This is a genomic window from Streptomyces avidinii (assembly GCF_045161815.1).
GTDB classification, from domain to species: Bacteria; Actinomycetota; Actinomycetes; order Streptomycetales; family Streptomycetaceae; genus Streptomyces; species Streptomyces avidinii.
The window spans coordinates 6,672,445-6,694,397 of the sequence record NZ_CP108863.1 but is presented as its reverse complement, the minus strand read 5'-3'; the positions used below and the strand labels follow the sequence as shown (position 1 = coordinate 6,694,397).

Below are 21,953 nucleotides of genomic sequence, written 5' to 3'. Positions count from 1 at the left end.
TGGGCACATCGGCGGAGGTGATGGTGTGATGGCGGGATTCCGGAGTCTGGCCTACCAGGTGCGCGACGCGCGCAATGACCGGGCCTTGCGGCGCCATTCGCTGCGCCGCTGCCTGGAGCGCTTCGCGCCCTACGGGCACCGGGCCACATGGTGGCACCTGTGCGACCGGCACGGGATCGCCCCCGAGGACCGGGGGGCCGATCCACTGCGGCTCGTGGCCGCGCTGGAGGAGCTGGAGGACGCGCGGGCGGTCTGGCTGGAGTACGAGCGGCAGTTCGCGGAACGCCGCCGGCGCGAGAAGCACCACGGTCTGCGCCGCCCGGAGTGGGCGTGGGGAGGGAGCGGGGACGCGGTGGTGCGGTGCGCGGACCCGGGGGTGCGGCCGGAGGGAACGCTGGGCGAGGTGCTGCGCAGGCTGGTGCGGGCGCTGGAGTCGGAGCCGGGGACGGCGTGCCCGGTCTGCGGGGACACCGAACTGCACTGGCCGGAGGTGGCTCCGGTCGGCCCCTGGGCGGGGGCGCTGGCCTGGGACGGGCCGGTGTGCGCGGGCTGCGGGATCGTGGTGCCCAGACCGGCCCTGGCGGATCTCCCGACGGCGGGGGCCGCGTGAGAACCACGCTGTCGGTGTCATTGAACGGCTCGCGGAACGCCACCGACGGCCCGGCCGTGCCGATGTCGCCGCAGGCGCTGGCCGAGTCGGCACTGGCAGCCGTCGCCGCCGGGGCCGGAGAGGTACTGGTGCACCCGCGCACCCCGTGCGGGCGCGAAAGCCTCTCGCCGCGGGTGGTCGGGCCGGTACTGGAGGTGCTGCGGCGCGCGGGGGTCGGCGTAGCGCTCTCGGTGTCGGCGAGCATCGCGGCCGAGCCCGATCCGGCCGGACGGCTGGATCGGGTGGCCTCGTGGACGGTGCTGCCGGACCGGGCCGTGGTGGACTTCGGGCAGCCGGGGGCCGCCGGGCTGGCGGAGGCCCTGCTGTCGCGGGGCGTCGCCGTGGACGCGGAGGTGCCGCTGGGCGGTGCGGCCGGGCCGGAGCCGCTGGCACGGTTCCTGGCCTGGCCGGTGCGCGAGCCCGGGCGGGTCCGGCTCTCGGCCGAACTCGCGGCGGGCGATCCGGCTCTGGTGGCGGGCCTGCGCGGCCTGCCGCCGGTCCCGGTGCTCCTGTACGGGCGGGACGCGGCCGCCTGGCCCGTGCTGCGGCTGGCCGCACGGTGCGGGACGGGCGTGCGGACCGGCGTAGGGGATGTGACGCACCTGCCCGACGGACGGCCTGCGCGGTCGAACGCCGAACTGGTGGCGGCGGCCCGGGACCTGCTGGCGGAGGCGCCGGTCAGGACACCCTAGGGGGCAGGACAGCCCCTGGGCCGTCTCTTTCGGATCTTGTCGGCCGAGCCCGCGGCGTCCGGCGGCATGGGGGCTCCCCAGGCCCGCAGGGCCGAGGGGAAGCATCGCCAGGCGGAGGGCCGCTCCTGTACTGGACGTACCGGGGCGGGCCCGACAACGCGGCGAGGTGCGGTGCCGGGCGTCGCGGGCCCGGCAAGATCCGAAAGAGACGGCCTAGAGCCGCGAGCCGGTGAGGCGCTCGCCGAAGACGTCGTCCGGGTTGGACAGCGCGCAGGTCTCCATGGACAGGCAGCCACAGCCGATGCAGTCCGTCAGGTGGTCGCGCAGCCGACCGAGTCGGGTGATGCGCTCGTCGAGTTCGGCACGCCAGGCCTCGGAGAGGCGGGCCCAGTCCTCGCGGTTGGGGGTGCGCTCCTCCGGAAGCCGGGCGAGTGCCTCGCGGATGCTGGCCAGCGGGATCCCCACGCGCTGGGCGGCGCGGACGAAGGCCACGCGGCGCAGGGCGTCGCGGGTGTAGCGGCGCTGGTTGCCGGACGTACGGCGGCTGCTGATCAGGCCCTTGGCCTCGTAGAAGTGGAGCGCGGAGACGGCCGCGCCGCTGCGGGCGGACAGCTGGCCGACGGTGAGCTCATGGATTTTCTCGGGAATCTGCGGCACCCGGTCGAGCGTAGTCGGAGGTCCGTTGACATACGCATGCGGGCCCCAGCATGCTGAGCAAGCGCTTATTCGTCCGTCAGTCGTCCGCGAGAGACAGGAACAGGGCATGGCCGAGCCGAGGGTCTTCACGTCCGCCGAGGAGCTGCACGCCGGGATCGGCGAACCGCTCGGCCCCAGCGAGTGGCTGGAGGTGGACCAGAAGCGGATCGACCTCTTCGCGGACGCCACCGGCGATCACCAGTGGATCCACGTGGACCCGGAACGCGCCGCGGGTGGACCCTTCGGTTCCACGATCGCGCACGGCTATCTGACACTGTCCCTGCTGCCCAGCCTGGTACCGCAGATCATGCGGGTGGAGGGCATGCGGATGGGCCTCAACTACGGGACGAACAAGGTACGTTTCCCGGCTCCGGTGCCCGTCGGTTCGCGGCTGCGCGCGACCGCCGTGATCACGGAGGTCACGGAGGCGGGCGGCGGCGTGCAGGTCACGGCCACGGTGACGGTCGAGCGGGACGGCGGCGACAAGCCGGTGTGCGTGGCGGAGTCGGTGTCGCGCTACTACTTCTGAAGCCCGTCCGTCCGCGCTACCGCGCGGGCGCAGGCCGCGCGGCCACCATGCGGAGCACGAGGTCGGCGTAGAGTCCGCCGACCTCGTCGGGCGTGCGCTGCCCGGCCACGTTGAACCAGCGCGCCACGTCGATGCACAGGGACAGTACGGCGAGCGTGGTGCCCGGCAGGTCGGGGACGTCGAACTCCCCCGCGGCCACTCCGTCGGCCAGGATGCGGCGCACGGCGGCGTCGCTCTGCCGGCGCAGCTCCACGATCTCGGAGCGGTGCTCGGGGGCGAGGGCGTCGAGCTCGTACTGGACCACGCGCGCGGTGGTGTGGTGCGCCGCGTGCCACCGCACGAAGGACCGCACGGCGGCGTCGAGCCGGTCGGCGGGGCTGCCGGGGCCGTCGGCGGCGGTGGTCAGGATCTCCAGCGCCTTGTCGTGGCCGATCCGGCTGATCCGGTGGAGCAGCTCTTCCTTGGTCTTGTAGTGGATGTAGAGCGCGGCCGGGCTCATACCGGCACGGCCCGCGATGTCACGTGTGGTGGTGGCGTGGTACCCGCGCTCGGCGAAGGCTTCGACGGCGGCGACGAGCAGCCGTCGCGCGGCGTCGGGGGTGACCTCGGACCACGGCCGGTAGCCGTCGACCGTATCCTCCGCGCTGCCCATCGCCCACTCACCCTTCACCGTATGGAAGGCAACACCCTACCGGAGGGTGAGCAAGCGCTTAGCCTTGTCGGGCGCGCGCCGCCGGTCGGGCCGGCTACTTCGGCGCGAAGGGGTCGTACTCGGCCATGATCTTCTCCATCCTGGCCTGATCCACCCGGCTGACGATCTGCGTGACCTCCTGGCGGTCGCGGACCACCTTGGCGAGGGTGAAGGCGGAGGTGGTGAGGTACAGGACCGCGATGCCCAGGAAGGCGCGGACCCAGCCGTCGACCTCCAGGTTGTAGATCCCCACGGCCACGGCGCCGATGGCGATGCCGAAGGAGGCGACGGCCTGGCCGTAGTACGCCCCCGTGCTCTGCTGCTTGACCGGTGTTTCGTTCATGGGTCGAGGATCGGGCCGGCCGGCGCGGAGCACATCCGCACGCGTACTCATCCCGCGTACTCATGCCGGTACTCACGCGTGCACGCATCGGGTGCACGGCTGCGCAGCTCGCCTCGCAGCGTGCCTCGGAACGCGCCTCGGAAGGTGCGTCAGAGGGTGCCCCGGACGGTGCCTCGGAACGCGCCTCGGAAGCTGCCTCAGAAAGCCGAGACCCCGGTGCGGGCGCGGCCGATGAGCAGCTTCTGGATCTGGCTGGTGCCCTCGTACAGGGTCATCACGCGGGCGTCGCGCAGCAGCTTGCCCGCCGGGTACTCGTCGATGTAGCCGTACCCGCCGTGCACCTGGAGGGCGTTGCTCGCGGCGCGCACGGCGGCCTCCGAGGCGAAGAGCTTGGCGGTGGAGGACTCGGTGGCGAAGGGCTGCCCGCGGTCGATGAGGTCGGCGACCCTCCAGGTGAGCAGCCGGGCCGCGTCCACGTCGACCGAGATGTCCGCAATGAGCTCCTGGACCAGCTGGTGTTGGGCTATCGGCTTGCCGAACTGCTCTCGCCGGGCGGCGTACGAGAGCGCCGCGTCCAGTGCCGCCTGCGCGATGCCGACGCAGCCGGCGGCGACCGACATCCGGCCCTTGGCGAGGGCGGACATGGCGACGGAGAAGCCCTTGCCCTCGGGGCCGAGCATCGCGGAGACGGGCACGCGGACGCCCTCGAGGACGAGTTCGGCCGTGGCCTGGCCGCGCAGGCCGAGTTTGCCGTGGATCTCGCGGCGGGTCAGACCCGGGGTGTCGGTGGGCACCAGGAAGGCGGAGACCCCGCGGTGGCCGGGCTCGCCCCCGGTACGGGCGAAGAGCAGCACCACGTCGGCCCACGTGCCGTTGGTGATGAACATCTTGCTGCCGTCGAGGACGTACGTGTCCCCCTCGCGGACGGCGCGGGTGGTGAGGCTGCCCGCGTCGGAGCCGGTGCCGGGCTCGGTCAGTCCGAAACAGCCGAGCGCGTCGCCGGAGCAGAGGCGGGGCAGCCAGGCGCGCTTCTGGTCCTCGGTGCCCCAGGCGGCGATGGTCTTGGCGACCAGGCCGAGGGAGACGGAGACGATCCCACGCACGGCCGAGTCGCCGCGTCCGAGCTCCTCGGTGACCAGGACGTAGGCGAGGTGGTCGCCGCCGGAGCCGCCGTACTCCTCGGGGACGGTCAGCCCGAGGAAGCCGAGCGCGCCCAGCTTCTTCACGATGGCCCGGTCGACACTCTCGGCGCGGTCCCACTCGGCGGCGTACGGGGCGACCTCGCGCTCGGTGAACTCGCGGGCGAGCCTGCGGACGGCAGTCTGCTCCTCGCTCAGCTCCAGATTCACCGGGCACCTCCGGGACGGCGTCGGGGCCTTTAACTAGCACCGGTAGTTTATGGCGGGCAGGCCCTACTATGTGGCGCATGGCCAGACCGCGCAAGCCCCTTCTCAGCCGGGACCGCATCGTCGAGGCGGCCGGCGCCCTGGTCGACGCCGAGGGGCTGGAGGCGGTGTCGACGCGGCGGCTGGCGGCCGCCCTCGGGGTCAGCGGGCCCTCGCTCTACAACCACTTCCGCACCAAGGACGAGATCCTGGACGCGGTGGCGGACTCGGTGAGCGCGCGGGTCGACCTGTCGATGTTCGACGGCGGCCCGGACTGGCGCGGGGCCCTGCACGCGTGGGCGCATTCGTACCGGGACGCCCTGGCGGACCACCCGAACATCGTGCCGGTGCTGGCGCGCGGGCCGGGCCGCCGGCCGGCCGGGCTGCGGCTGGCGGACGCGGTGTTCGGGGCGATGACGGAGGCCGGGTGGTCGCCGGCGCAGGCGACCCGGATCGGCGCACTGATGCGGTACTTCATCCTGGGCTCGGCGGTGGCCTCCTTCGCCCGGGGTTTCGTGGACGACCGGGCGGCGTACGACCCGGCGGACTATCCGCACCTGGGCCAGGCCCACCTGCTGGCGGAGCGCGGGCGGGAGGTGGACGAGGGCGCCTTCGAGACGGGCCTGGCGGCATTGCTGGACGGGCTGGCTCTCCAGTACGAGGCGCTGAAGGGGACGGTATGACACTCGGGGACACCGACTTGATCACCGCGGTGCGGGCCGACGACGCGGCGCGGGTCCGCACCCTGCTGCGGGCAGCGGCAGATCGGGCCGCTCCGGACGCACCCGGCGCGGAGGCGCTCGGCGCGGAGGCACTCGGCGCAGGGGGCCGGACCCCGCTGCTCCCGGCGGTCGACGCCGGGCCGCCCGGCTACTGGTCCCTGTACGACGCGCACCGGCACCTGCGGCTGCGCAAGGCGGCGGACACCCCCTAGAAGACGATGAGGGAGCGGCCGCCCTTGCCCGCCAGCATGGCGTCGAAGGCCGCCGGGATGTCGTCGAGGGTGATGCGGTCGGTGACCAGGGCACCGAGGTCGAGGCGGCCCGCGCGGACGTGCTCGGCGATCACCGGGAGGTCGCGGGCGGGGTCGCTGTTGCCGTAGACGCAGCCGGTGAGGGTGCGGGCGAAGTGGAAGATCTCCAGGGCGTGGAAGGTGACCTGCTGGTCCTTGCCGCCGATGCCGACGACCGTGGTGCGGCCGCCGCGGCGGGTCGACTCCCAGGCACCGCGGATGGTCTCCGCCCGGCCGACGCACTCGACGGCGACGTCCGTGCCCTGCCCGCCGGTCAGTGCGCGGATCTGCTTGGCGGTGGTGTCGGAGGCGAGCACGAACTCGGTGGCTCCGGCCGCGCGCGCCAGTTCCTCCTTGGCCGGGGACACGTCGACGGCGATGACCGGCCCCGCCTGCGCGATCCGCGCGGCCTGGAGGGCGGCGAGGCCGACCCCGCCGACACCGAACACGGCGATCGACTCGCCCGGGCGGACCTGGGCGCTGTGCCGGACGGCCCCGTAGCCCGTGAGGACGGCGCAGCCGAGCAGGGCGGCCTCGGTGAGGGGGATCCCGTCGGGGGCGGGCAGCACGCAGTTGGCCGCGACGACGGTCTCCTCGGCGAAGGCCGCCACGTTCAGCCCGGGGTGCAGTGCGGTGCCCTGCGCGTCGTGCGCGTGGACCGCCCCGACCCCGGCGAGCGCGGTGGCACAGAGCCAGACCTCACCGATGGTGCAGTGGTGGCACGCACCGCAGGACGGGGCCCAGTTGAGCACCACGCCGTCACCGGGGGCGACGTGGGTGACGCCCTCCCCCACGGCGAGGACCGTGCCCGCGCCTTCGTGGCCGAGGACGGCGGGTACCGGGACCCGCATGGTGCCGTTGGTGAGGGAGAGGTCGGAGTGGCACACCCCGGCGGCGGCGAGCCGCACCCGGACCTGCCCGGGGCCGGGATCCGGCAGCACGATGTCCCGGATTTCCAACGGGGCTCCGACGGCGGGCAGGACGGCGGCGCGGACCATGGTCGTCATCTCGTCTTTCCGGTGCTGGGCGGGTGCGGGGGGGGTGCGGCGATGGGCGATCGGGCGGGGCAGGGGGACGGTGGGCCGGGTGGCGGGATCAGAACTGCAGGGACTTCGTCTGGAGGTACTCGGCCAGGCCGTGCGGGCCCAGCTCGCGGCCCACGCCCGACTGCTTGTAGCCGCCGAAGGGCGCGAGCACGTTGAAGCGGCCGCCGTTGATGTCCACCTGCCCGGTGTCCATGCGGCGAGCGAAAGCCACGGCCGTCGCCTCGTCGGCCGCCCAGACGGCGCCGCCCAGGCCGTAGACGGTGCCGTTGGCGATGCTGAGGGCCTCCTCCTCGTCCTCGTACCGCATGATCGACAGCACCGGGCCGAAGATCTCCTCCTGGGCGATGGCCATGTCGGGCGTGACGTCGGCGAACACCGTCGGCGCCACGAAGTACCCCTGCTCCTGCGGCGCGTCGGGCCCGCCGGCGACCAGGCGCGCGCCTTCCTCCACGCCCTTGGCGATGAAACCGCGGACACGCTCGTGCTGCTTGGCGTTGACGACCGGACCGACGCGGGTGCCGGCCTGGCGGGGGTCGCCGGTGGGGTAGTTGGCGACGGCGGCGGCCGCGAGCGAGACGGCCTCCTCGTACTGGTCCCGGTGGACGAGCATCCGGGTGAGCGCGTTGCAGCTCTGGCCGGTGTTGTTCATGACGTGCCCGACACCTGCCGCGACGGCCTTGGCCAGGTCGGCTCCGGGCAGGATGACGTTGGCCGACTTGCCGCCCAGTTCGAGCGCGACCCGCTTGACGGCGGCGCCGGCCGTGGCGCCGATCAGCTTGCCGACCGCGGTCGAGCCGGTGAAGGAGACGAGGTCGACTCCCTCGTGCGCGGCCAGGGCCTGGCCTGCGACCGGACCGGTACCGGTCACCAGGTTGAAGACTCCGGCCGGGATGCCCGCCTCGTGCACGGCTTCGGCGAAGAGCTGTGCGGTCAGCGGGGTGTCCTCGGCCGGCTTGAGGACGAGGGTGCAGCCGGCGGCGAGAGCGGGCGCCACCTTTGCAACGACCTGGTGCAGCGGATAGTTCCACGGCGTGATGGCCGCGACCACCCCGACCGGTTCCAGCAGCACGGTGGAGTTCCCGATCCGCTCCTCGAAGGCGTACGAGGCGGCCAGTTCGGCATAGGAGGCGGCCACGGCGATCGGCGATCCGACGTGGACCGCCTTCGAGAAGCCGAGCGGGGACCCGAGCTCGGCGGTGATGGTGTCGGTCAGTTCGACCTTGCGGGCCAGCAGTGCGTCGCGCAGCGCGCCGATCAGAGCGCCCCGCTCGGCCGGGGGCGTGGCCGCCCAGCCGGGGAGGGCCGCACGGGCCGCGCGTACGGCCGCGTCCACGTCCTCCTCGGTGCCGGCCGGGACGGCGCCTATGACCTGGCCGTCGGCCGGGTTCACGACCTCGATCGGCTCGCTGCCGGCGGCGGGCCGCCACGCGCCGTCGATGTACATCCCGTCGTGGGCCTTCATGGCATTCCTCCCGAGCACGCACGAGCGCGTAGATCCGACCTCTCGAACACCCTACAAACTAGCGCCGGTAGTTTCTGTCGGCCAGGGGGCGCGGGATGTCAGATGATGCCGAAAAGCATCCCCGCCGCCAGGACCACGAGGGAGGTCAGGGCCGCCCATTTCACGGTGAATCGGGTGTGGTCGCCGAACTCGACCTTGGCCATGCCGACGAGGACGTAGACGGCCGGAACCAGCGGACTCGACATGTGCAGTGCCTGGCCGACGAGGGAGGCGCGGGCGATTTCGAGCGGGGAGACCCCGTGGGCGGCGCCGGCCTCGGCCAGGACGGGCAGGACGCCGAAGTAGAAGCCGTCGTTCGACATGAAGTAGGTGAGCGGCAGGCTCAGCAGGCCGGTGACCAGTGCCATGTGCGGGCCCATGCCCTGGGGGATGGCGCCGACGAGCCAGTCGGCCATGTGCTTGACCATGCCGGTGCCGGTGAGGACCCCGGTGAAGACGGCGGCGGCGAAGACCATGCCGGCGACGTTCAGGACGTTGTCGGCGTGGGCGGCGATCCGGGCCTTCTGATCGGGCATGTGCGGGAAGTTGACGGTGAGCGCGAGAGCGGCACCGAGGAGGAACAGCACCGGGATGGGCAGCAGCTCCATGATCATCGCGGTGAGCAGGGCGACGGTCAGGCCGGCGTTGAACCAGTACAGGCGGGGGCGCAGGGTGGGACGGTGCGGATCCAGGCCCTGGAAGCCCTCCTCGGGGGTGGGTGTGTCTCCGCTCGCGTGCGGGACGGAACCGGAGGCGGGGGCGGGGGCAGCGGCGGAGTCGGGGGCGGGGCCTGCGGCGGAAGCGGCGGAGCCGACGGCGCCCTCGGCGGAGGCGGAGGCGCCGGACGCCCCGGGGGCGGCCGGGACCAGCTCGTCCTCGACCGTCTCCCGCTCCACCTGTCCGGGCAGTACCAGCGTGCCGACCCGGCGGCGCTCCTTCACGCCGAGGACGTACGCCAGGACGAACACGAAGAGCAGCCCCACCGCGAGGGCCGGGATCATCGGGACGAAGATGTCGGCGGCGTCGAGCTTGAGGGCGGTGGCGGCGCGGGCGGTCGGACCGCCCCAGGGGAGGGTGTTCATGACGCCGTTGGCCGTGGCCGCGACGCCCGTCATGACCACCAGGCTGAGGCCGAGCCGCTTGTAGAGCGGATACATGGCCGACACGGTGATCATGAAGGTGGTCGAGCCGTCGCCGTCGAGCGAGACGATCGCGGCGAGAACGGCGGTGCCGACCACCACCCGCATCGGGTCCGCCTTGCAGAAGCGCAGGATGCCGCGGACGATCGGGTCGAAGAGACCGACGTCGATCATCACTCCGAAGTAGACGATGGCGAACATCAGCATGGCGGCGGTCGGGGCGAGCTTGCCGACGCCGTCGATGACGTAGTCGCCGAGGTGCGCGCCCTTCCCTGCGAACACGCAGAAGAGTGCGGGGATGAGGACGAGCGCCGCGATGGGCGACATTTTCTTCAGCATGATCAGGACCAGGAAGGTCGCGATCATGGCGAAGCCGAGGAAGGTCAGCATGTGGGGAAGGTAGGTGCCCCCTCAGCGCGCCAACAAGACGTCTGCGCGTGAGCAATACGAGCAAAACCCCAGCTCAGGGCAGGGGTGCCAACTCGACGGGGAAGCCGTTGAGCACCGCCGTGCCGGACAGCCGGTCCATGCGGGTGCCGTCGAGCAGCTGATTGACATTGGCGCCGGGCACCGCGGCGGCCACGGACAACCGCGAGCCGGCGCGATCGTGGCCCCACCCGTGCGGCAGGCTCACCACACCGCTGCGGACGGCGTCGGTGACCTCGACGGGTACCTCCAGGCTCCCGCCCTCGGCGGTGATCCTGGCCCGCCCTCCGTCGACGAGTCCGAGTCGCTCCGCGTCGTGCGGGTGGACGTGAAGGGTGCAGCGGTTGGAACCTCCGGTGAGGGCCGGGACGTTGTGCAACCAGCTGTTGTTGGACCGCAGATGGCGGCGGCCCACGAGCACCAGGGCGGCGGGGCGTTCGGCGAGCGCCGCGCGCAGCCGGGGCAGCTCGGCCGCGATCGGGTCCGGGAGCAGTTCGATCCTGCCGCTGCGGGTCTTCAGCACGCCCGGGAGCCGGGGCCGCAGCGGGCCGAGGTCGATGCCGTGCGGCGCCTGCCTCAGATCGTCGAGGGTCAGGTCGTACGGGCCCGTGCGCAGCATCAGGTCGAGGCGCCGCTCGGGGCCGGAGGTGCCGGTCAGCAGGCGGGCCAGTTCCTGGGAGTCGCCGCCGTGGAGCGGTGAGTGGGGATCGGTGACGGCCCGGGCCAGGGTGTCTGCGATGACACGCTCGTCGACGGCCTCCGGGGGCGCGCCGTGCAGCCCGGAGACGGCGAGGATCAGGCGCGCGTGGATCTCGCACTCGTCCATGCGCTCGCTCTCCAGAGGGACGGCGGCGGGCGAGTACCGGGCCTGGTTGCGCACGGCGAACCCGTTGAACGCAAAGTCGAAGTGCGCGCTCCGGGAGGGCGGCGGCGGTGGCAGGACGACGTGTGCGTGACGTGAGGTCTCGTTCAGGTACGGGTCGACCGAGACCATGAAGTCGAGCCCGGCCAGCGCCCGGTCGAGCCGGTCGCCGTCGGGTGCGGACAGCACCGGGTTGGCGGCGATGGCGAGCAGCGCGCGGATCCGCCCTTCACCGGGAGTCTCGATCTCCTCCGCCAGCGCGGCCATGGGCAGCTCACCCTTGGCCTCGGGGTGGCCGCCGACCCGGCTCGACCAGCGGCCGAGGGCGAATCCCTTGCCCGGACCGGCGGGCCGGCCCGCCGGGGCGGTCGCGGAGAGCGGGAACAGAGCTCCGCCCGGCCGGTCCAGATTGCCGGTCAGGATGTTGAGTACGTCGACCAGCCAGCTCGCCAGCGTGCCGAACTCGACGGTGCAGCTGCCGATCCGCCCGTAGACGGCGGCGGTGGGTGCGGCCGCGAGCTCGCGGGCGAGCGTACGGATCTCGGCGGGCGTGAGGTCGCAAGCGGGTGATACGGCCTCAGGAGTGAAACTCCCCAGCGCGGCCCCGAGTTCCCCGATGCCCTCGCTGAATTCCTCCAGTGCGCCGGGAGCGGCGAGCTTCTCCTCGATCAGGGTGTGCGCGAGGGCGGCGAGGAGCAGCGCGTCGCTGCCGGGGCGCGGCGCGAGGTGGCGGTCGGCGAGCGCGGCGGTGCGCGTACGGCGCGGGTCGACGACGACCAGGGTGCCGCCGCGGGCCCGCAGGGCTTTCAGCCGGCCGGGGAAGTCGGGGGCGGTGCACAGGGAGCCGTTGGACTCGACCGGGTTGGCGCCCAGGAGGAGCAGGAAGTCGGTCCGGTCGAGGTCGGGGACCGGGATGGCGAAGGGGTCGCCGAAGAGGAGTCCGCTGGATACGTGCTTGGGCATCTGATCGAGCGTGCTGGCGGTGAAGAGGTTGCGGGTGCCGAGGGCCTTGAGGAGCAGCGGCGGGTAGAGGGCGCCGGCCATGGTGTGGACGTTCGGGTTGCCGAGTACGACGCCGACCGACTGGGCCCCGTACTCCCGGACCAGGGCGGGGACGGCGGCGGCGATGGCGTCGAAGGCCTCCTCCCAGGTGGCCTCCCGCAGCCGGCCGGCACGGCGGACGAGGGGGCCTCGCAGCCGGTCGGGGTCGGAGTCGAGCGCTCCGAACGCGGCGCCCTTGGGGCAGATGAAGCCGCGGCTGAAGACGTCCTCGCGGTCACCGCGGGCGCCGGTGACCGCGCCGTCCGCGAGGGTGAGGGTGAGGCCGCAGGTGGCTTCGCAGAGGGGGCAGATGCGCAGGGCGGTGCGGGACATGGGCCCTCCAGGGCGGCGGTCTGCGGCACGGGCACGCGAGGTGCACCGAGCATACCGACCGGTACGCACGGAGGGGAGGGGTCAGTCGAGTACGCGGGCGAGATAGGCGTGCATCATCGCGCGGGTCTCGTCGACGATGCCGGGATCACCGGCCGGGTCGGCCCGGAAGGCGAGCTGGATCAGGGCGTCGGTGGCCTCGACGGCGACGAGGACGGCCCGTTCCAGGGTGGCGTCGGGGGTGAGGCCGAGGTGCGCGGAGAGCAGCTCGGTCAGCCGGGCGGCGACCTGGTGGTTCGGGTCCGCCTCCGGCCCCTCGGCGGGCGGCGCGGGCACGCCGAAGTCGACGAGCGCGAAGCCGGGCATGCTGCGCTTCATGGCCAGGTACTCGTCCAGCACGGCGTCCACGACGGGCCGCCAGTGGGTGGCGGGAAGGTCGGCGAGCCGGTCTGCGATGCCGTCGACGTAGCGGTCCAGGTTGCGGTGGGCGAGGGCGATGGCCATCGCCCTCTTGTTGCCGAAGAAGCGGTAGACGGAGCCGATCGGCACGCCGGCGCGCAGGGCCACGGCGCGGGTGCTGAGGTTCTCGTACCCGGTCTCGTCGAGCAGCTCGGCGCAGGCGTCGAGGATCCGGGCGAGCCGGTCGGCGCTGCGCTGCTGGATCGGCGTACGGCGCAGGGAGTGGGCGGGAGGCACGGGGTCCATCATGCCGCTCCTCGCTTCCGGGTTCGGTGGGGGCCTCAGTTCAGCAGAAGTCCGATCCCCCCGATGGTGTAAGTGATCATCAGCGCCAGCAGTGGCAGTTGGCCGGCCACCGCTCGGGCGGGCGGGAAGAGGCGTACGGAACGGTCGTGGGCCGCGACGACGCCGAGCACGTGACCGGTGACGACGGCGATGACCTGGAGGGCGGCGAGGCCGCCCGGCCCCAGTGGTGGCACGGGTTCGGGGGCGTTGTCAGTGCCGAGTGCCATGCTTACTGTGCGTGGTCCTTCGACTACAAGGAGGGAGAAGTAGTGGGCGATGAGATAGCCGAGTGCGATCGGTACGAGTGAGTGCGCGAAGGCGGTGAGCGGTCCGGGGTGCGGGCCGCTGACGAGGCGGGTGGCCGCGGCGCAGAGGCAGTAGAGCGTGGCGACGAGGGCGATGGAAGCGAGCAGTCCGAGTGTGGCCGTGGGGGTGCGGCCGAGGGGGGAGGTCTGTAGGGCGTTGATCCACGAGGGGTTGTCGGAGAAGCCGTCGTAGGCGGTGGAGCCGAGGAGGACGCAGACGGTGGCGACGAGGCCGGGCCGCTCGGGTGTCGCGTCGAGTCCGTGGAAGGGGTTACGGAGAACGAGGCGGCCGTCGCTGCGACGGCCGAGGGGAGAGAGCCGGGCCAGGAGGGCGGAGTACGCCTCGAAGGCGTCGCCGTCGTCGAACCAGCGCTCGCCGAAGCGGGCGGCGAGCAGGAGTTGGGCGGCGGCGTAGGTGGTGATCGCGATCAGGAGGGTGGTGGTGGATGCGGGTTCAGGAGCGACGAGTTCGAGCCAGGTGAAGCCGAACAGCCCGACGGCGGCCGGCCATTGACCGAGCCGGGCCGGCAGGGGGCGGCGGTCGGGGGCGGGGTCGGGGCCGGGGCCGGGCTCGGGGCGGCGCAGGGCTCGGGAGAGCAGACGGTGCAGGGTGCGGAGCGGGTTGAGCAGGCGCCAGGCGGGGCCGAGGAGGAGGGAGGCGGGGACGAGTCCGACCCAGAGGAGGACGTAGACGGCGCCGGGAGCGGGGTTGTGCGCGGGGTCGTCGGGACCGAGGAGGAGGTACAGCAGGACGGCCAGCGCGGCGGCGAGTCCCAGTCCACGCAGGGCGGTTCGGGTGGCCGGCGCGTCGGCCACCCGCTGCAGGGCGACGGGCAGGGCGAGACCCGAGCGCTCTCCGCGGAAGCGGGAGGTGGACCAGAGCAGGCCGAGCGCGAGGAAGGAGACGAACAGCGCGGCGAAGGCACCGGCGAAGGCATAGAAGGGAGAGATGGGCAGATCGTGCTGGGACCCGATCCCGTGCGCGAGCGAGGTGAGCGGATCGGCCGGGTGAAGGACCACGCCCTGGCCGCGACCACCACCGCCGCCGCCCGGGGTGGCCCCCGGCCCGAGGGGGCTCACCATGGGCCCACCCGGGACGGCGCCGTCCCGCGGGCAACGCGGCCGGGCGTCCCGGGCTCGCGCCCGGCTCCGGGACGCCGGGGCTGGGATACGGGCCGGAATGCGGGCCGGAATGCGGGCCGGAATGCGGGCCCGGACGCAGTCCGGAGCGCGGGCCGGGACCCGCGCCCGGGCCGAGGCGCGGGCCCGCACTCAAGTCCCTGCCGGGGCAGTGGGCCGAAGGCGGATCGGGCTGCCGGCACAGGCACGGCCGGGGCCGTGCGTCCAGGCACGGCCCCGGCCATGGGTCCGGGCACGGGCCGCGCCTTGCCCCCGGGCACGGCCCGGGCCTTGCTCCCACGCCCGGGTCGGGCCTTGCGCCCACGCCCGGGCACGGGCGGCGGGCGGTGGGTGAGGCCTGGGGCGGTGCGGGGGCGGGTCATCGGACGAGGAGTTGGGTCAGGACGAGGTTGGACTCGTGGGTTTCGACCTCGAAGAGGCCCGTGCGGTCGGCCGTCAGGATCAGGGTGGCCTCCTGGCCTGCCGGCAGGGCGAGTTCCTTGTCGTAGCCGTGGACGTGCAGGGTGTCCGCGCGGTCGCTGGTGACGCGCAGGGCCACGCGCTCTCCGCGCCGCAGTTCGGTGCGGGCGGGGGCGGGGCTGACCTTGCCGTCCCGGACGGTGATGGTGACCGTCCGGTCGGCCTGCTCCGGAGCCGGAGCCGAAGTCGGAGCCGGATCCGAAGTCGGGGCAGGGCTCGGGCTCCCGCCGTGAGTGTGGCCGTCCGGCCCTCCCGGGACGGCGGCGGTGGCGGTGAGCTGCGCCGTGCCCTCGACCGGCTTGCCCGATACGGCCCAGGCGGTGTGGTCGTCCGCGTAGAGGCGGACGGTCAGGGTGTGCGCGCCCTCGGGGACCTGCGCCGCGGGCAGGTGGAACCAGGGGCCGTACAGCCGGGCCAGTTTGCGTCCGTCGAGCTCCAGGTGGGCGTGGCCCGCGCCCGGGAGGGCGGCGCCGCCGGTGCTGTCGGGGGTGAAGCGGTAGTTCTTCACCGCCAGTTGGAGGTTCCAGCCGTCCTCGCTGTCCGGGCGGACGGTCAGCTGGACCTCCGGCGCACCCTGCGCCGGGACCTCGCGGAGCCGGTGGCCGGTGGCGTCGGTGGCCGTGAGCAGGGTGCCCACGCTGCCGGAGGCCTGCTCGTGGCTGGTGCCGGGCTTGTGGTGGGTGGTGGCCCGCCCGCCGCAGCCCGTTGCCGCGCCGCCCGCGAGGAGCAGGGCGAGGGCGAGCAGGGCGGCGGCGCGGGCGGTTCGGGGGAGCCTGCGGAGCGCGCGGGGCGGCGGCGTACCGCAGGCGTCGCACCGGCTGTCTTCGTCGGGCCGCTGCTCCGGCTGGTGCTCGGGCCGGTCGGTCACGGCTGGCCTCCTGGGGTCGGCGCGGCCTGGGCGGGGGTCACGGCGCGGGCTCCGGGGCGGTCGGCGGCTCGGGGGCCGCCGCGCGCAGTGCCGGGGCGGGACCCGCGGGGACCGGGGCGCGGTCGCCCGAGGGGTCGTCGCCCGGGCCGGACGGGTGGGCCGGCGCACCCGGGCGGGCCGAGGCCACCACCGCCCACAGGACCCAGACCACGGCCACCAGGGCCCGTACCCAGGCGGGGCTCAGGGGGGTCCACGGGATCATCAGGACCGCCTTGTCGAAGGCGTCCAGCAGGGTGAGCCCGGCCAGCAGCAGGGTCAGGCGGGCCAGCCACGGGCGGCCGGTGCGCAGGACCAGGCCGACGCCCGTCCACCACAGGCCGAGCAGGAGGAGGGCCAGCGCGGGGACGAAGGTGGCGGTCAGGGCCATGGTGGAGCCGGCCACGTCCAGGACCAGGCCCGCCAGCCCGGCGAGCGAGGCGGCCGTGCCCGGGCGCGAGCCGCGCAGGCGGCGCCACCACAGGACCCCGCCGACCAGCAGCAGCACCGCGGCGACGGCCAGCGCGAGCTGGGTCTCCACCCGCTCCAGACCGCGCGCGCCGTACCAGTCGCAGCCGGCCGGGAGTTTGCGCGCCTGGACGTTGTAGTCCGCGCAGACGAGGAGCTGGACCAGCTTGACCGGTTCGCCGACCAGCCGGGAGGACGCCCCCGAGACCTCGCCCCGGCGGTCACCGCACTGCGGGACCGTGCCCGGGGTGGAGCCGTCGGGTCCGTCCTGCCAGCAGTTGGCGCGCCCCTGGCCGTCCCACCACACGTCCATGCCGTTGGGGCGGGCGGCCCCGGACTTGTCCTTGCCCATGACGTTCCCGGCGTACCGGTTGTGGTGGGAGGTGTCCGTCTGCTTCGACCACGCCTCCTCGCCGCGGATGAAGGCGGGGACCGCGCTGAGGAAGAAGCCCGCGCGCCGGTGCCCGTACACCCAGTTGCCCTCGTAGAGGTTCCAGTTGCCGCCTGCGGTGATGATGCCGGTGCCCGGGGGCATGGAGATCTGCGGGCAGACGACGCCGCGTTCGTAGCCGCGCTCGATCGGCGGCTTGGCGCAGGTGCCGTCGGCGACGAAGCCGTAGTAGTCCTGGTTGTTGTCGTGGATCAGGTTGCGCTCGAACTTGGCGTGGTTCTGCGGGAGTCCGGGGTGCCCGGGGAAGGCGCTGTCCATCGAGGCGCCGCCCATGTTCTGGTCGAACTCGTTGTCGTGCACCCACACCGAGTCGCCCGCGGTGCCGGAGTAGCCGACCATGTTGTGGTGGCTGCGGCAGCCGGTGATCTCGATGGAGTACCGGGGGACCTCGTAGCCGCGGCCGTCGTTGATGTTCGAGGCGCTGCCCGGGTAGATGCCGGAGTCGCCGTTCCCGTACGACTCGCAGTTCTTGTAGAGCCCGTGGTCGCTGGCGAAGGTCAGGAAGCCGTACTCGTCGTTCCAGCGGGTCAGCACGTCGTCGATGACGAAGCCGTCGCCGGCCAGCACGTACAGCGAGTTGAAGGTGGTGCGCTGGGCGGTGAAGTTGCGGAAGTAGATGCCGTTGGACTTGTCCGCGCGGATGGCGTTCAGCTTCTGGTACTTGGCGTCGACGACCACGTCGAGCCGTGATGCGCCGGTGCCCTCGATCTGCAGGTTCGTCTTGCCGAGGATCGCGACGAGGTTCTGGTTGTGCCGGCACCGGACCTGCTGCTCGTAGGACAGGATCTGGTAGCCCAGTGAGGACTCGGGGGCCTTCAGCGCGGCGCACTCCCCCGTCGGCTTGGGGAGCGAGGGCTCCTCCTCGTACAGGCCGGGGAGGATCGCGATGTTCATTCCGGGCCGGTCGACGGCGTCGACGGCCTCCTGGAGGTGCCGGTAGCCGCTCTTCTCGCACCGCTCGTAGAGGGCGAGGTTGCGCTGCCTGAGCTCTTCGGGGAAGGCGGATATCCGGCGTTCGAAGGCGGGCCGGTCGGTCTTGCAGACGATGAGGTCGGGCTCCGCCCTGCGGTACTCGGGTACGGATCCGGAGCCGTCCGGGAGGGTGATCGGGCGCTCCTCGTGGGCGCCGGCGGCAGGCGCGGAGACGAGGAGGGACACAAGAGCGAGGAGGGCGGCGAGGAGCGCCGCCGGCACGGCAGGAAACCTGCGGGTCCACGACATGCGCGTGAGAGTAGAGCAATGTTCATCTTTTGTGATCCCCCTCGACCGAATCCGCGTTCCGGTCCGGCCGGAAGCCCCTCGATCTTTCCCGCCTTTCCGGCCATTCCCGCCGATCTCCCACCGGTCTCCCGCCCCCGCGCGGGGTCCGCCGTTGACGCGCGGGCCGCGGAATCCTACTGTCGACCATAGGATTCCTTCGACGGAGCGGGAGCAGCACATGAGCGAGCAGGCCAGGAAGACGGCCGGGGCACTGGAGTACCTCACCGGCTTCGGCAACGAGCACAGCTCGGAGGCCGTCCCCGGCGCACTGCCGATCGGCCGGAACTCGCCCCAGCGCGCACCTCTCGGCCTCTACGCCGAGCAGCTCAGCGGCAGCGCCTTCACCGAGCCCCGCACGCACAACCGCCGCTCGTGGCTCTACCGGATCCGCCCCTCGGCCGCGCACCCGCCCTTCACCCGGGTCGACAACGGCGCCCTGCGCTCCGCGCCCTTCACCGAGGCCGTGCCGGACCCGAACCGGCTCCGCTGGAACCCGCTGCCCGCCCCGGCCCCCGGCACCGACTTCCTGGCCGGCCTGTGGACCCTCGGCGGCAACGGCGACGTCACCCAGCGCTCCGGCATGGCCATCCACCTCTACACCGCCAACGCCGACATGACCGACCGGGTGTTCAGCGACTCCGACGGCGAGCTGCTGATCGTCCCCGAGCGCGGCGGGCTGCTCCTGCGCACCGAACTGGGCCTGCTCGCCGCCCACCCCGGCGACATGGCCCTCATCCCCCGCGGCGTCCGGTTCCGCGTCGAGCTGCTCGACGCCGATGCCCGGGGCTACGTCTGCGAGAACTACGGCCAGCCCTTCGAACTGCCGAACCTGGGCCCGATCGGCGCCAACGGCCTCGCCTCCGCACGGGACTTCCAGGCCCCCGTGGCCGCGTACGAGGACAGCGACCGCCCGACCGAGGTGATCAACAAGTTCTGCGGCAACCTCTGGTCGGCCACCTACGACCACTCCCCGCTCGACGTGGTCGCCTGGCACGGCAGCCACGTCCCGTACGTGTACGACATGCGCCGCTTCAACGTCCTGGGCTCGATCAGCTACGACCACCCGGACCCGTCGATCTTCACGGTCCTGACCTCCCCGTCCGACACCCCGGGGCTGGCGGGGGTGGACTTCGTCGTCTTCGCCCCGCGCTGGCTGGTCGGCGAGGACACCTTCCGTCCGCCCTACTTCCACCGCAACGTGATGAGCGAGTACATGGGCCTCATCGAGGGGGCCTACGACGCCAAGGCCGAAGGCTTCGTCCCCGGCGGCGGCTCGCTCCACAACATGATGTCCGCGCACGGCCCCGACCACGAGACCTTCGACCGGGCGAGCGCCGCCGAGCTGAAGCCGCAGAAGATCGACGACGGCCTGGCCTTCATGTTCGAGACCCGCTGGCCGATCACCGCCACCGCACAGGCCGCCGGCGCCGATCACCTCCAGCGCGGCTACGACGACGTGTGGCAGGGTCTGCAGCGCCACTTCCGCGCCTGACCTGCACTGCATACCCTGCATGCGCCGCACGTCACCCCTGCCCAGCCGTTCGGAGATCCACCCGTGACCGCCTTCGCCCCCGACTCGCTGGTACTGAACCGGAAACTGCCGCTCTGGTACCAGGTGTCGCAGTCACTGCGCGCCTCGATACTCGGGCGCACCCCGGACGCCTCGCTGCGCCTGCCCACCGAGGAGCAGCTCGCCGAGCACTACGGGGTGAGCGTGCTGACCATGCGGCAGGCGCTCAAGGAGCTGGAGAACGAGGGCCTGATCAGCCGGCACCGGCGGCGCGGCACCTTCATCGAGCCGGGCGCGCTGCGCAGCACCCCGGTCCGGCTGCTGGGCTCGGTCGACGCGATCGTGGCCCAGCAGTCGGGCGACCGCACGACGATCCTGGGACACGGCCGCACGGCCGTGTCCGGGGAGCTGCTGGAGCACTTCCCGGACACCCCCGAGGTGGTGACGTACCGGCGTCTGCGCCACGACCGGGAGAGCGGCGAGCCCACCAATTGGGCGGAGAACGCGGTCCTGCCGGAGTTCGCCGGGGCCGTGGACCTCGCCGATCTCGAACGCTGGCCGATGACCAAGGTCCTGCGGGACATCGTCGGGGTCCGCATCAGCCGGATCACGGACACGGTGGAGGCCCGGCTGGCCGACCCGGAGACGGCCGAGCTGCTCCAGGTCCCGCTGCTCAGCCCGATCCTGCACTACACGGGCGTCACCTACGACGAGGACGGCCGGGTGGTGGACGTGGCCCGGATCCGCTACCGCGGCGACCGGTTCTCCTTCACCGTGACGGTCGACGCGCACTGACGTCTACGCACGCCGACGTCGACGCGCACTGACGGTCGACGCGCACGGACGACGACGCACGCCGAGGTCGACGCGCACTGACGGCCTGCGCACACCGACGGCCGGCCCGCACCGACGGCCGCACCATCTCCGCGCGACTACTTCTCGTCGTCGTCCTCCCTGGTGCGCTCGCCCTCCGCCTGCGACGGCGTGGTCCGCATCGTGTGGGGGTGCTGCCGCTGCTTGCGCTGGGCCTCGTCCATGTCCTCGTCGAGGCGCTCGCCCTCGGCCTGCGACGGGGTCGTGTATTCGTCGTACTGGCTCATGACCGCCTCCTCAGCCTCCCCGGTCGATACCGTATGTATGCGTACATAAGGAGCGTAGCTCTTCGGACTGGACGCAGCCCGGCCGCCCGGTCCCGTCGCTACCATCGGCGGCGTGAGCGAAGACGTACCGCTGCTCGATGACCTGATGCCCTGGGCCGTGGGCAGCCTGCGCCTGGGCCGGGACTGGGTGGCCGCACCCGATCCGGCGGCCCTGCGCGCCCGCTGGGCCGCCCTGACGGGCTCCGAAGGGGCCGAGCGGGAGCGGCTGTTCCGCCCGAGCCGCAGCCGCAGGCCCGACGCCGGGGCGGCCGCCCTGCCGGGGCAGCGCTCGGCGGCCACGGCCCGTTTCACGGACGCCCCCGGCCCCTGCCCCGACCCCGTACGGGTACTCCGCGAGCCCTTCGACGAGCAGTGGCTGCTGCCCGACCAGCGGCTCATCGATGTGGCCCGCCCCGAGCTCTGGCGGGTCCGGGACGAGCACCAGCTGTTCCTCGTCGAGACCCCGGAGCCGCTGGTCACCGCGCACCTGCCGGTCGGCCGCCTCGGCCGCATCCGTCCGCTGCACCGGCGCCCCGGCGGCGCCGAGCCCAATCTCGCCCCCGGCCTGCTGCCCCTGCTGGGCGCGCGCCACGGCGGCTGGGTCACCCCCGAGGACGTCCTGTGCTGGATCCTGGCGGCGGGCCGCCCTGGCCCGCGCGGTTACGAGGTCCCGCTTGCCGCCGACACCGCGCACTGGCGGGCCGGGCTGGAGCTGGGGCACCGGCTGCTCACCGTGCGGCTGCGCGGCGCGCGCGGTGGCGAGCCGCCCCGGCTGCCCGGCGGCCGCCGCCCGTACGTCCGCTCGGCGGTCTCGGGCTGGCCGCACGAGCCGGCGTACGACGCCGGGAGCGAGACGCTGAGCGTCGGGAGCGGGACCGTGTCCCCCGTGCCGGCCGGGGCCTGGGAGTACGAGGCGCAGGGCGTACGGGTGCTGCCGGCCTGGTTCGCTGCCCGCACCGCGCACCGCGGCCCGGACGCCGACGGTCTGGCGGCGCTGGGGCCCGCCGAGTGGCCGCAGAGCTGGACCTCGGAACTGCTGGCCCTGGTCACCACCTTGGCACTGCTGGCCGAACTGGCTCCGGAGCGGGCGGCGTTCGAGCCCGGCCCGGAGCTGCCTGCCGAGGCCCTGCGCGCGGCCGGGGTGCTGCCGCCGCCGGCCTCGGCCCGGCGCCCGGCTTCGGTGCTCGACCACCAGGAGGAGGGCCCGGGCGGGCAGTTCGCCCTCCTCTGA

General features: G+C 73.3%; 21 protein-coding genes. 8 read left to right on the top strand and 13 right to left on the bottom strand.

Annotated features, from left to right (window positions below; all coding sequences use genetic code 11):
• The first annotated feature begins 28 nt into the window (after window positions 1-28).
• Window positions 29-610: a hypothetical protein gene (locus tag OG373_RS30190; protein ID WP_405441491.1), complete on the top strand. Its 582-nt coding sequence runs from the start codon at window positions 29-31 to the stop codon at window positions 608-610.
• Window positions 607-1,341, top strand: coding sequence for a 3-keto-5-aminohexanoate cleavage protein (locus tag OG373_RS30185; RefSeq protein ID WP_405441490.1), 735 nt, complete (start codon window positions 607-609; stop codon window positions 1,339-1,341). The genes OG373_RS30190 and OG373_RS30185 overlap by 4 nt, the downstream gene beginning before the upstream one ends.
• A gap of 213 nt (window positions 1,342-1,554) precedes the next feature.
• Here the strand turns inward: OG373_RS30185 and soxR are convergent, their stop codons facing one another.
• Window positions 1,555-1,998, bottom strand: coding sequence for a redox-sensitive transcriptional activator SoxR (soxR, locus tag OG373_RS30180; RefSeq protein WP_030388732.1), 444 nt, complete (start codon window positions 1,996-1,998; stop codon window positions 1,555-1,557).
• 106 nt (window positions 1,999-2,104) lie between these two features.
• Between soxR and OG373_RS30175 the strand changes: the two genes are divergently transcribed.
• Window positions 2,105-2,566, top strand: a complete 462-nt coding sequence (locus tag OG373_RS30175; protein WP_405441489.1) for a MaoC family dehydratase — start codon at window positions 2,105-2,107, stop codon at window positions 2,564-2,566.
• A 16-nt stretch (window positions 2,567-2,582) separates the two neighbouring features.
• Here OG373_RS30175 and OG373_RS30170 read toward each other — a convergent pair whose 3' ends face one another.
• From OG373_RS30170 to OG373_RS30160, 3 genes are all read right to left on the bottom strand, one after another.
• Complete coding sequence (locus OG373_RS30170; RefSeq protein WP_397736037.1) at window positions 2,583-3,218, bottom strand: TetR/AcrR family transcriptional regulator; 636 nt, start codon at window positions 3,216-3,218, stop codon at window positions 2,583-2,585.
• Window positions 3,219-3,312: 94 nt separating this feature from the next.
• On the bottom strand, window positions 3,313-3,600 hold the full coding sequence (locus OG373_RS30165) for a YiaA/YiaB family inner membrane protein (protein WP_189973689.1): 288 nt from the start codon (window positions 3,598-3,600) through the stop codon (window positions 3,313-3,315).
• Window positions 3,601-3,797: 197 nt separating this feature from the next.
• Window positions 3,798-4,949, bottom strand: a complete 1,152-nt coding sequence (locus OG373_RS30160) for an acyl-CoA dehydrogenase family protein (protein WP_405441488.1) — start codon at window positions 4,947-4,949, stop codon at window positions 3,798-3,800.
• A 77-nt stretch (window positions 4,950-5,026) separates the two neighbouring features.
• On the opposite strand from OG373_RS30160, the gene OG373_RS30155 reads away from it, so the two are divergent.
• Window positions 5,027-5,668: a TetR/AcrR family transcriptional regulator gene (locus OG373_RS30155; protein ID WP_397736033.1), complete on the top strand. Its 642-nt coding sequence runs from the start codon at window positions 5,027-5,029 to the stop codon at window positions 5,666-5,668.
• The gene (locus tag OG373_RS30150; protein WP_405441486.1) at window positions 5,665-5,919 is read left to right on the top strand and encodes a hypothetical protein; all 255 of its coding nucleotides are present in this window, start codon (window positions 5,665-5,667) and stop codon (window positions 5,917-5,919) included. Before OG373_RS30155 ends, OG373_RS30150 begins: the two co-directional genes overlap by 4 nt.
• Here OG373_RS30150 and OG373_RS30145 read toward each other — a convergent pair.
• From OG373_RS30145 to OG373_RS30110, 8 genes are all read right to left on the bottom strand, one after another.
• Window positions 5,916-6,995 carry a Zn-dependent alcohol dehydrogenase gene (locus tag OG373_RS30145; RefSeq protein ID WP_405444262.1) on the bottom strand — a complete coding sequence of 360 codons (1,080 nt, stop codon included), beginning with the start codon at window positions 6,993-6,995 and terminating at the stop codon, window positions 5,916-5,918. The two genes, OG373_RS30150 and OG373_RS30145, sit on opposite strands and share 4 nt — an antisense overlap.
• A gap of 97 nt (window positions 6,996-7,092) precedes the next feature.
• Window positions 7,093-8,505: an aldehyde dehydrogenase family protein gene (locus OG373_RS30140; RefSeq protein WP_405441485.1), complete on the bottom strand. Its 1,413-nt coding sequence runs from the start codon at window positions 8,503-8,505 to the stop codon at window positions 7,093-7,095.
• Between the two features lie 98 nt (window positions 8,506-8,603).
• On the bottom strand, window positions 8,604-10,073 hold the full coding sequence (locus OG373_RS30135; RefSeq protein WP_405441484.1) for a CitMHS family transporter: 1,470 nt from the start codon (window positions 10,071-10,073) through the stop codon (window positions 8,604-8,606).
• 73 nt (window positions 10,074-10,146) lie between these two features.
• Entirely contained in the window at window positions 10,147-12,345 is a 2,199-nt protein-coding gene (locus OG373_RS30130; RefSeq protein WP_405441483.1) for a molybdopterin oxidoreductase family protein, read from the bottom strand.
• An 81-nt stretch (window positions 12,346-12,426) separates the two neighbouring features.
• The gene (locus OG373_RS30125) at window positions 12,427-13,047 is read right to left on the bottom strand and encodes a TetR/AcrR family transcriptional regulator (protein WP_397736129.1); all 621 of its coding nucleotides are present in this window, start codon (window positions 13,045-13,047) and stop codon (window positions 12,427-12,429) included.
• A 35-nt stretch (window positions 13,048-13,082) separates the two neighbouring features.
• Window positions 13,083-14,411 carry a hypothetical protein gene (locus OG373_RS30120; RefSeq protein ID WP_405444261.1) on the bottom strand — a complete coding sequence of 443 codons (1,329 nt, stop codon included), beginning with the start codon at window positions 14,409-14,411 and terminating at the stop codon, window positions 13,083-13,085.
• A 478-nt stretch (window positions 14,412-14,889) separates the two neighbouring features.
• Window positions 14,890-15,735, bottom strand: a complete 846-nt coding sequence (locus tag OG373_RS30115; RefSeq protein ID WP_405444260.1) for a hypothetical protein — start codon at window positions 15,733-15,735, stop codon at window positions 14,890-14,892.
• A gap of 160 nt (window positions 15,736-15,895) precedes the next feature.
• Complete coding sequence (locus tag OG373_RS30110; protein ID WP_405441482.1) at window positions 15,896-18,034, bottom strand: right-handed parallel beta-helix repeat-containing protein; 2,139 nt, start codon at window positions 18,032-18,034, stop codon at window positions 15,896-15,898.
• Window positions 18,035-18,251: 217 nt separating this feature from the next.
• Here OG373_RS30110 and hmgA point away from each other — a divergent pair, with 217 nt between their 5' ends.
• Window positions 18,252-19,565: a homogentisate 1,2-dioxygenase gene (gene hmgA, locus OG373_RS30105; RefSeq protein ID WP_405441481.1), complete on the top strand. Its 1,314-nt coding sequence runs from the start codon at window positions 18,252-18,254 to the stop codon at window positions 19,563-19,565.
• Window positions 19,566-19,628: 63 nt separating this feature from the next.
• The gene (locus OG373_RS30100) at window positions 19,629-20,378 is read left to right on the top strand and encodes a GntR family transcriptional regulator (protein ID WP_405441480.1); all 750 of its coding nucleotides are present in this window, start codon (window positions 19,629-19,631) and stop codon (window positions 20,376-20,378) included.
• A gap of 137 nt (window positions 20,379-20,515) precedes the next feature.
• Here OG373_RS30100 and OG373_RS30095 read toward each other — a convergent pair whose 3' ends face one another.
• Window positions 20,516-20,683, bottom strand: a complete 168-nt coding sequence (locus OG373_RS30095; protein ID WP_397736017.1) for a hypothetical protein — start codon at window positions 20,681-20,683, stop codon at window positions 20,516-20,518.
• Between the two features lie 145 nt (window positions 20,684-20,828).
• Between OG373_RS30095 and OG373_RS30090 the strand changes: the two genes are divergently transcribed.
• Complete coding sequence (locus OG373_RS30090; protein ID WP_405444259.1) at window positions 20,829-21,953, top strand: type ISP restriction/modification enzyme; 1,125 nt, start codon at window positions 20,829-20,831, stop codon at window positions 21,951-21,953.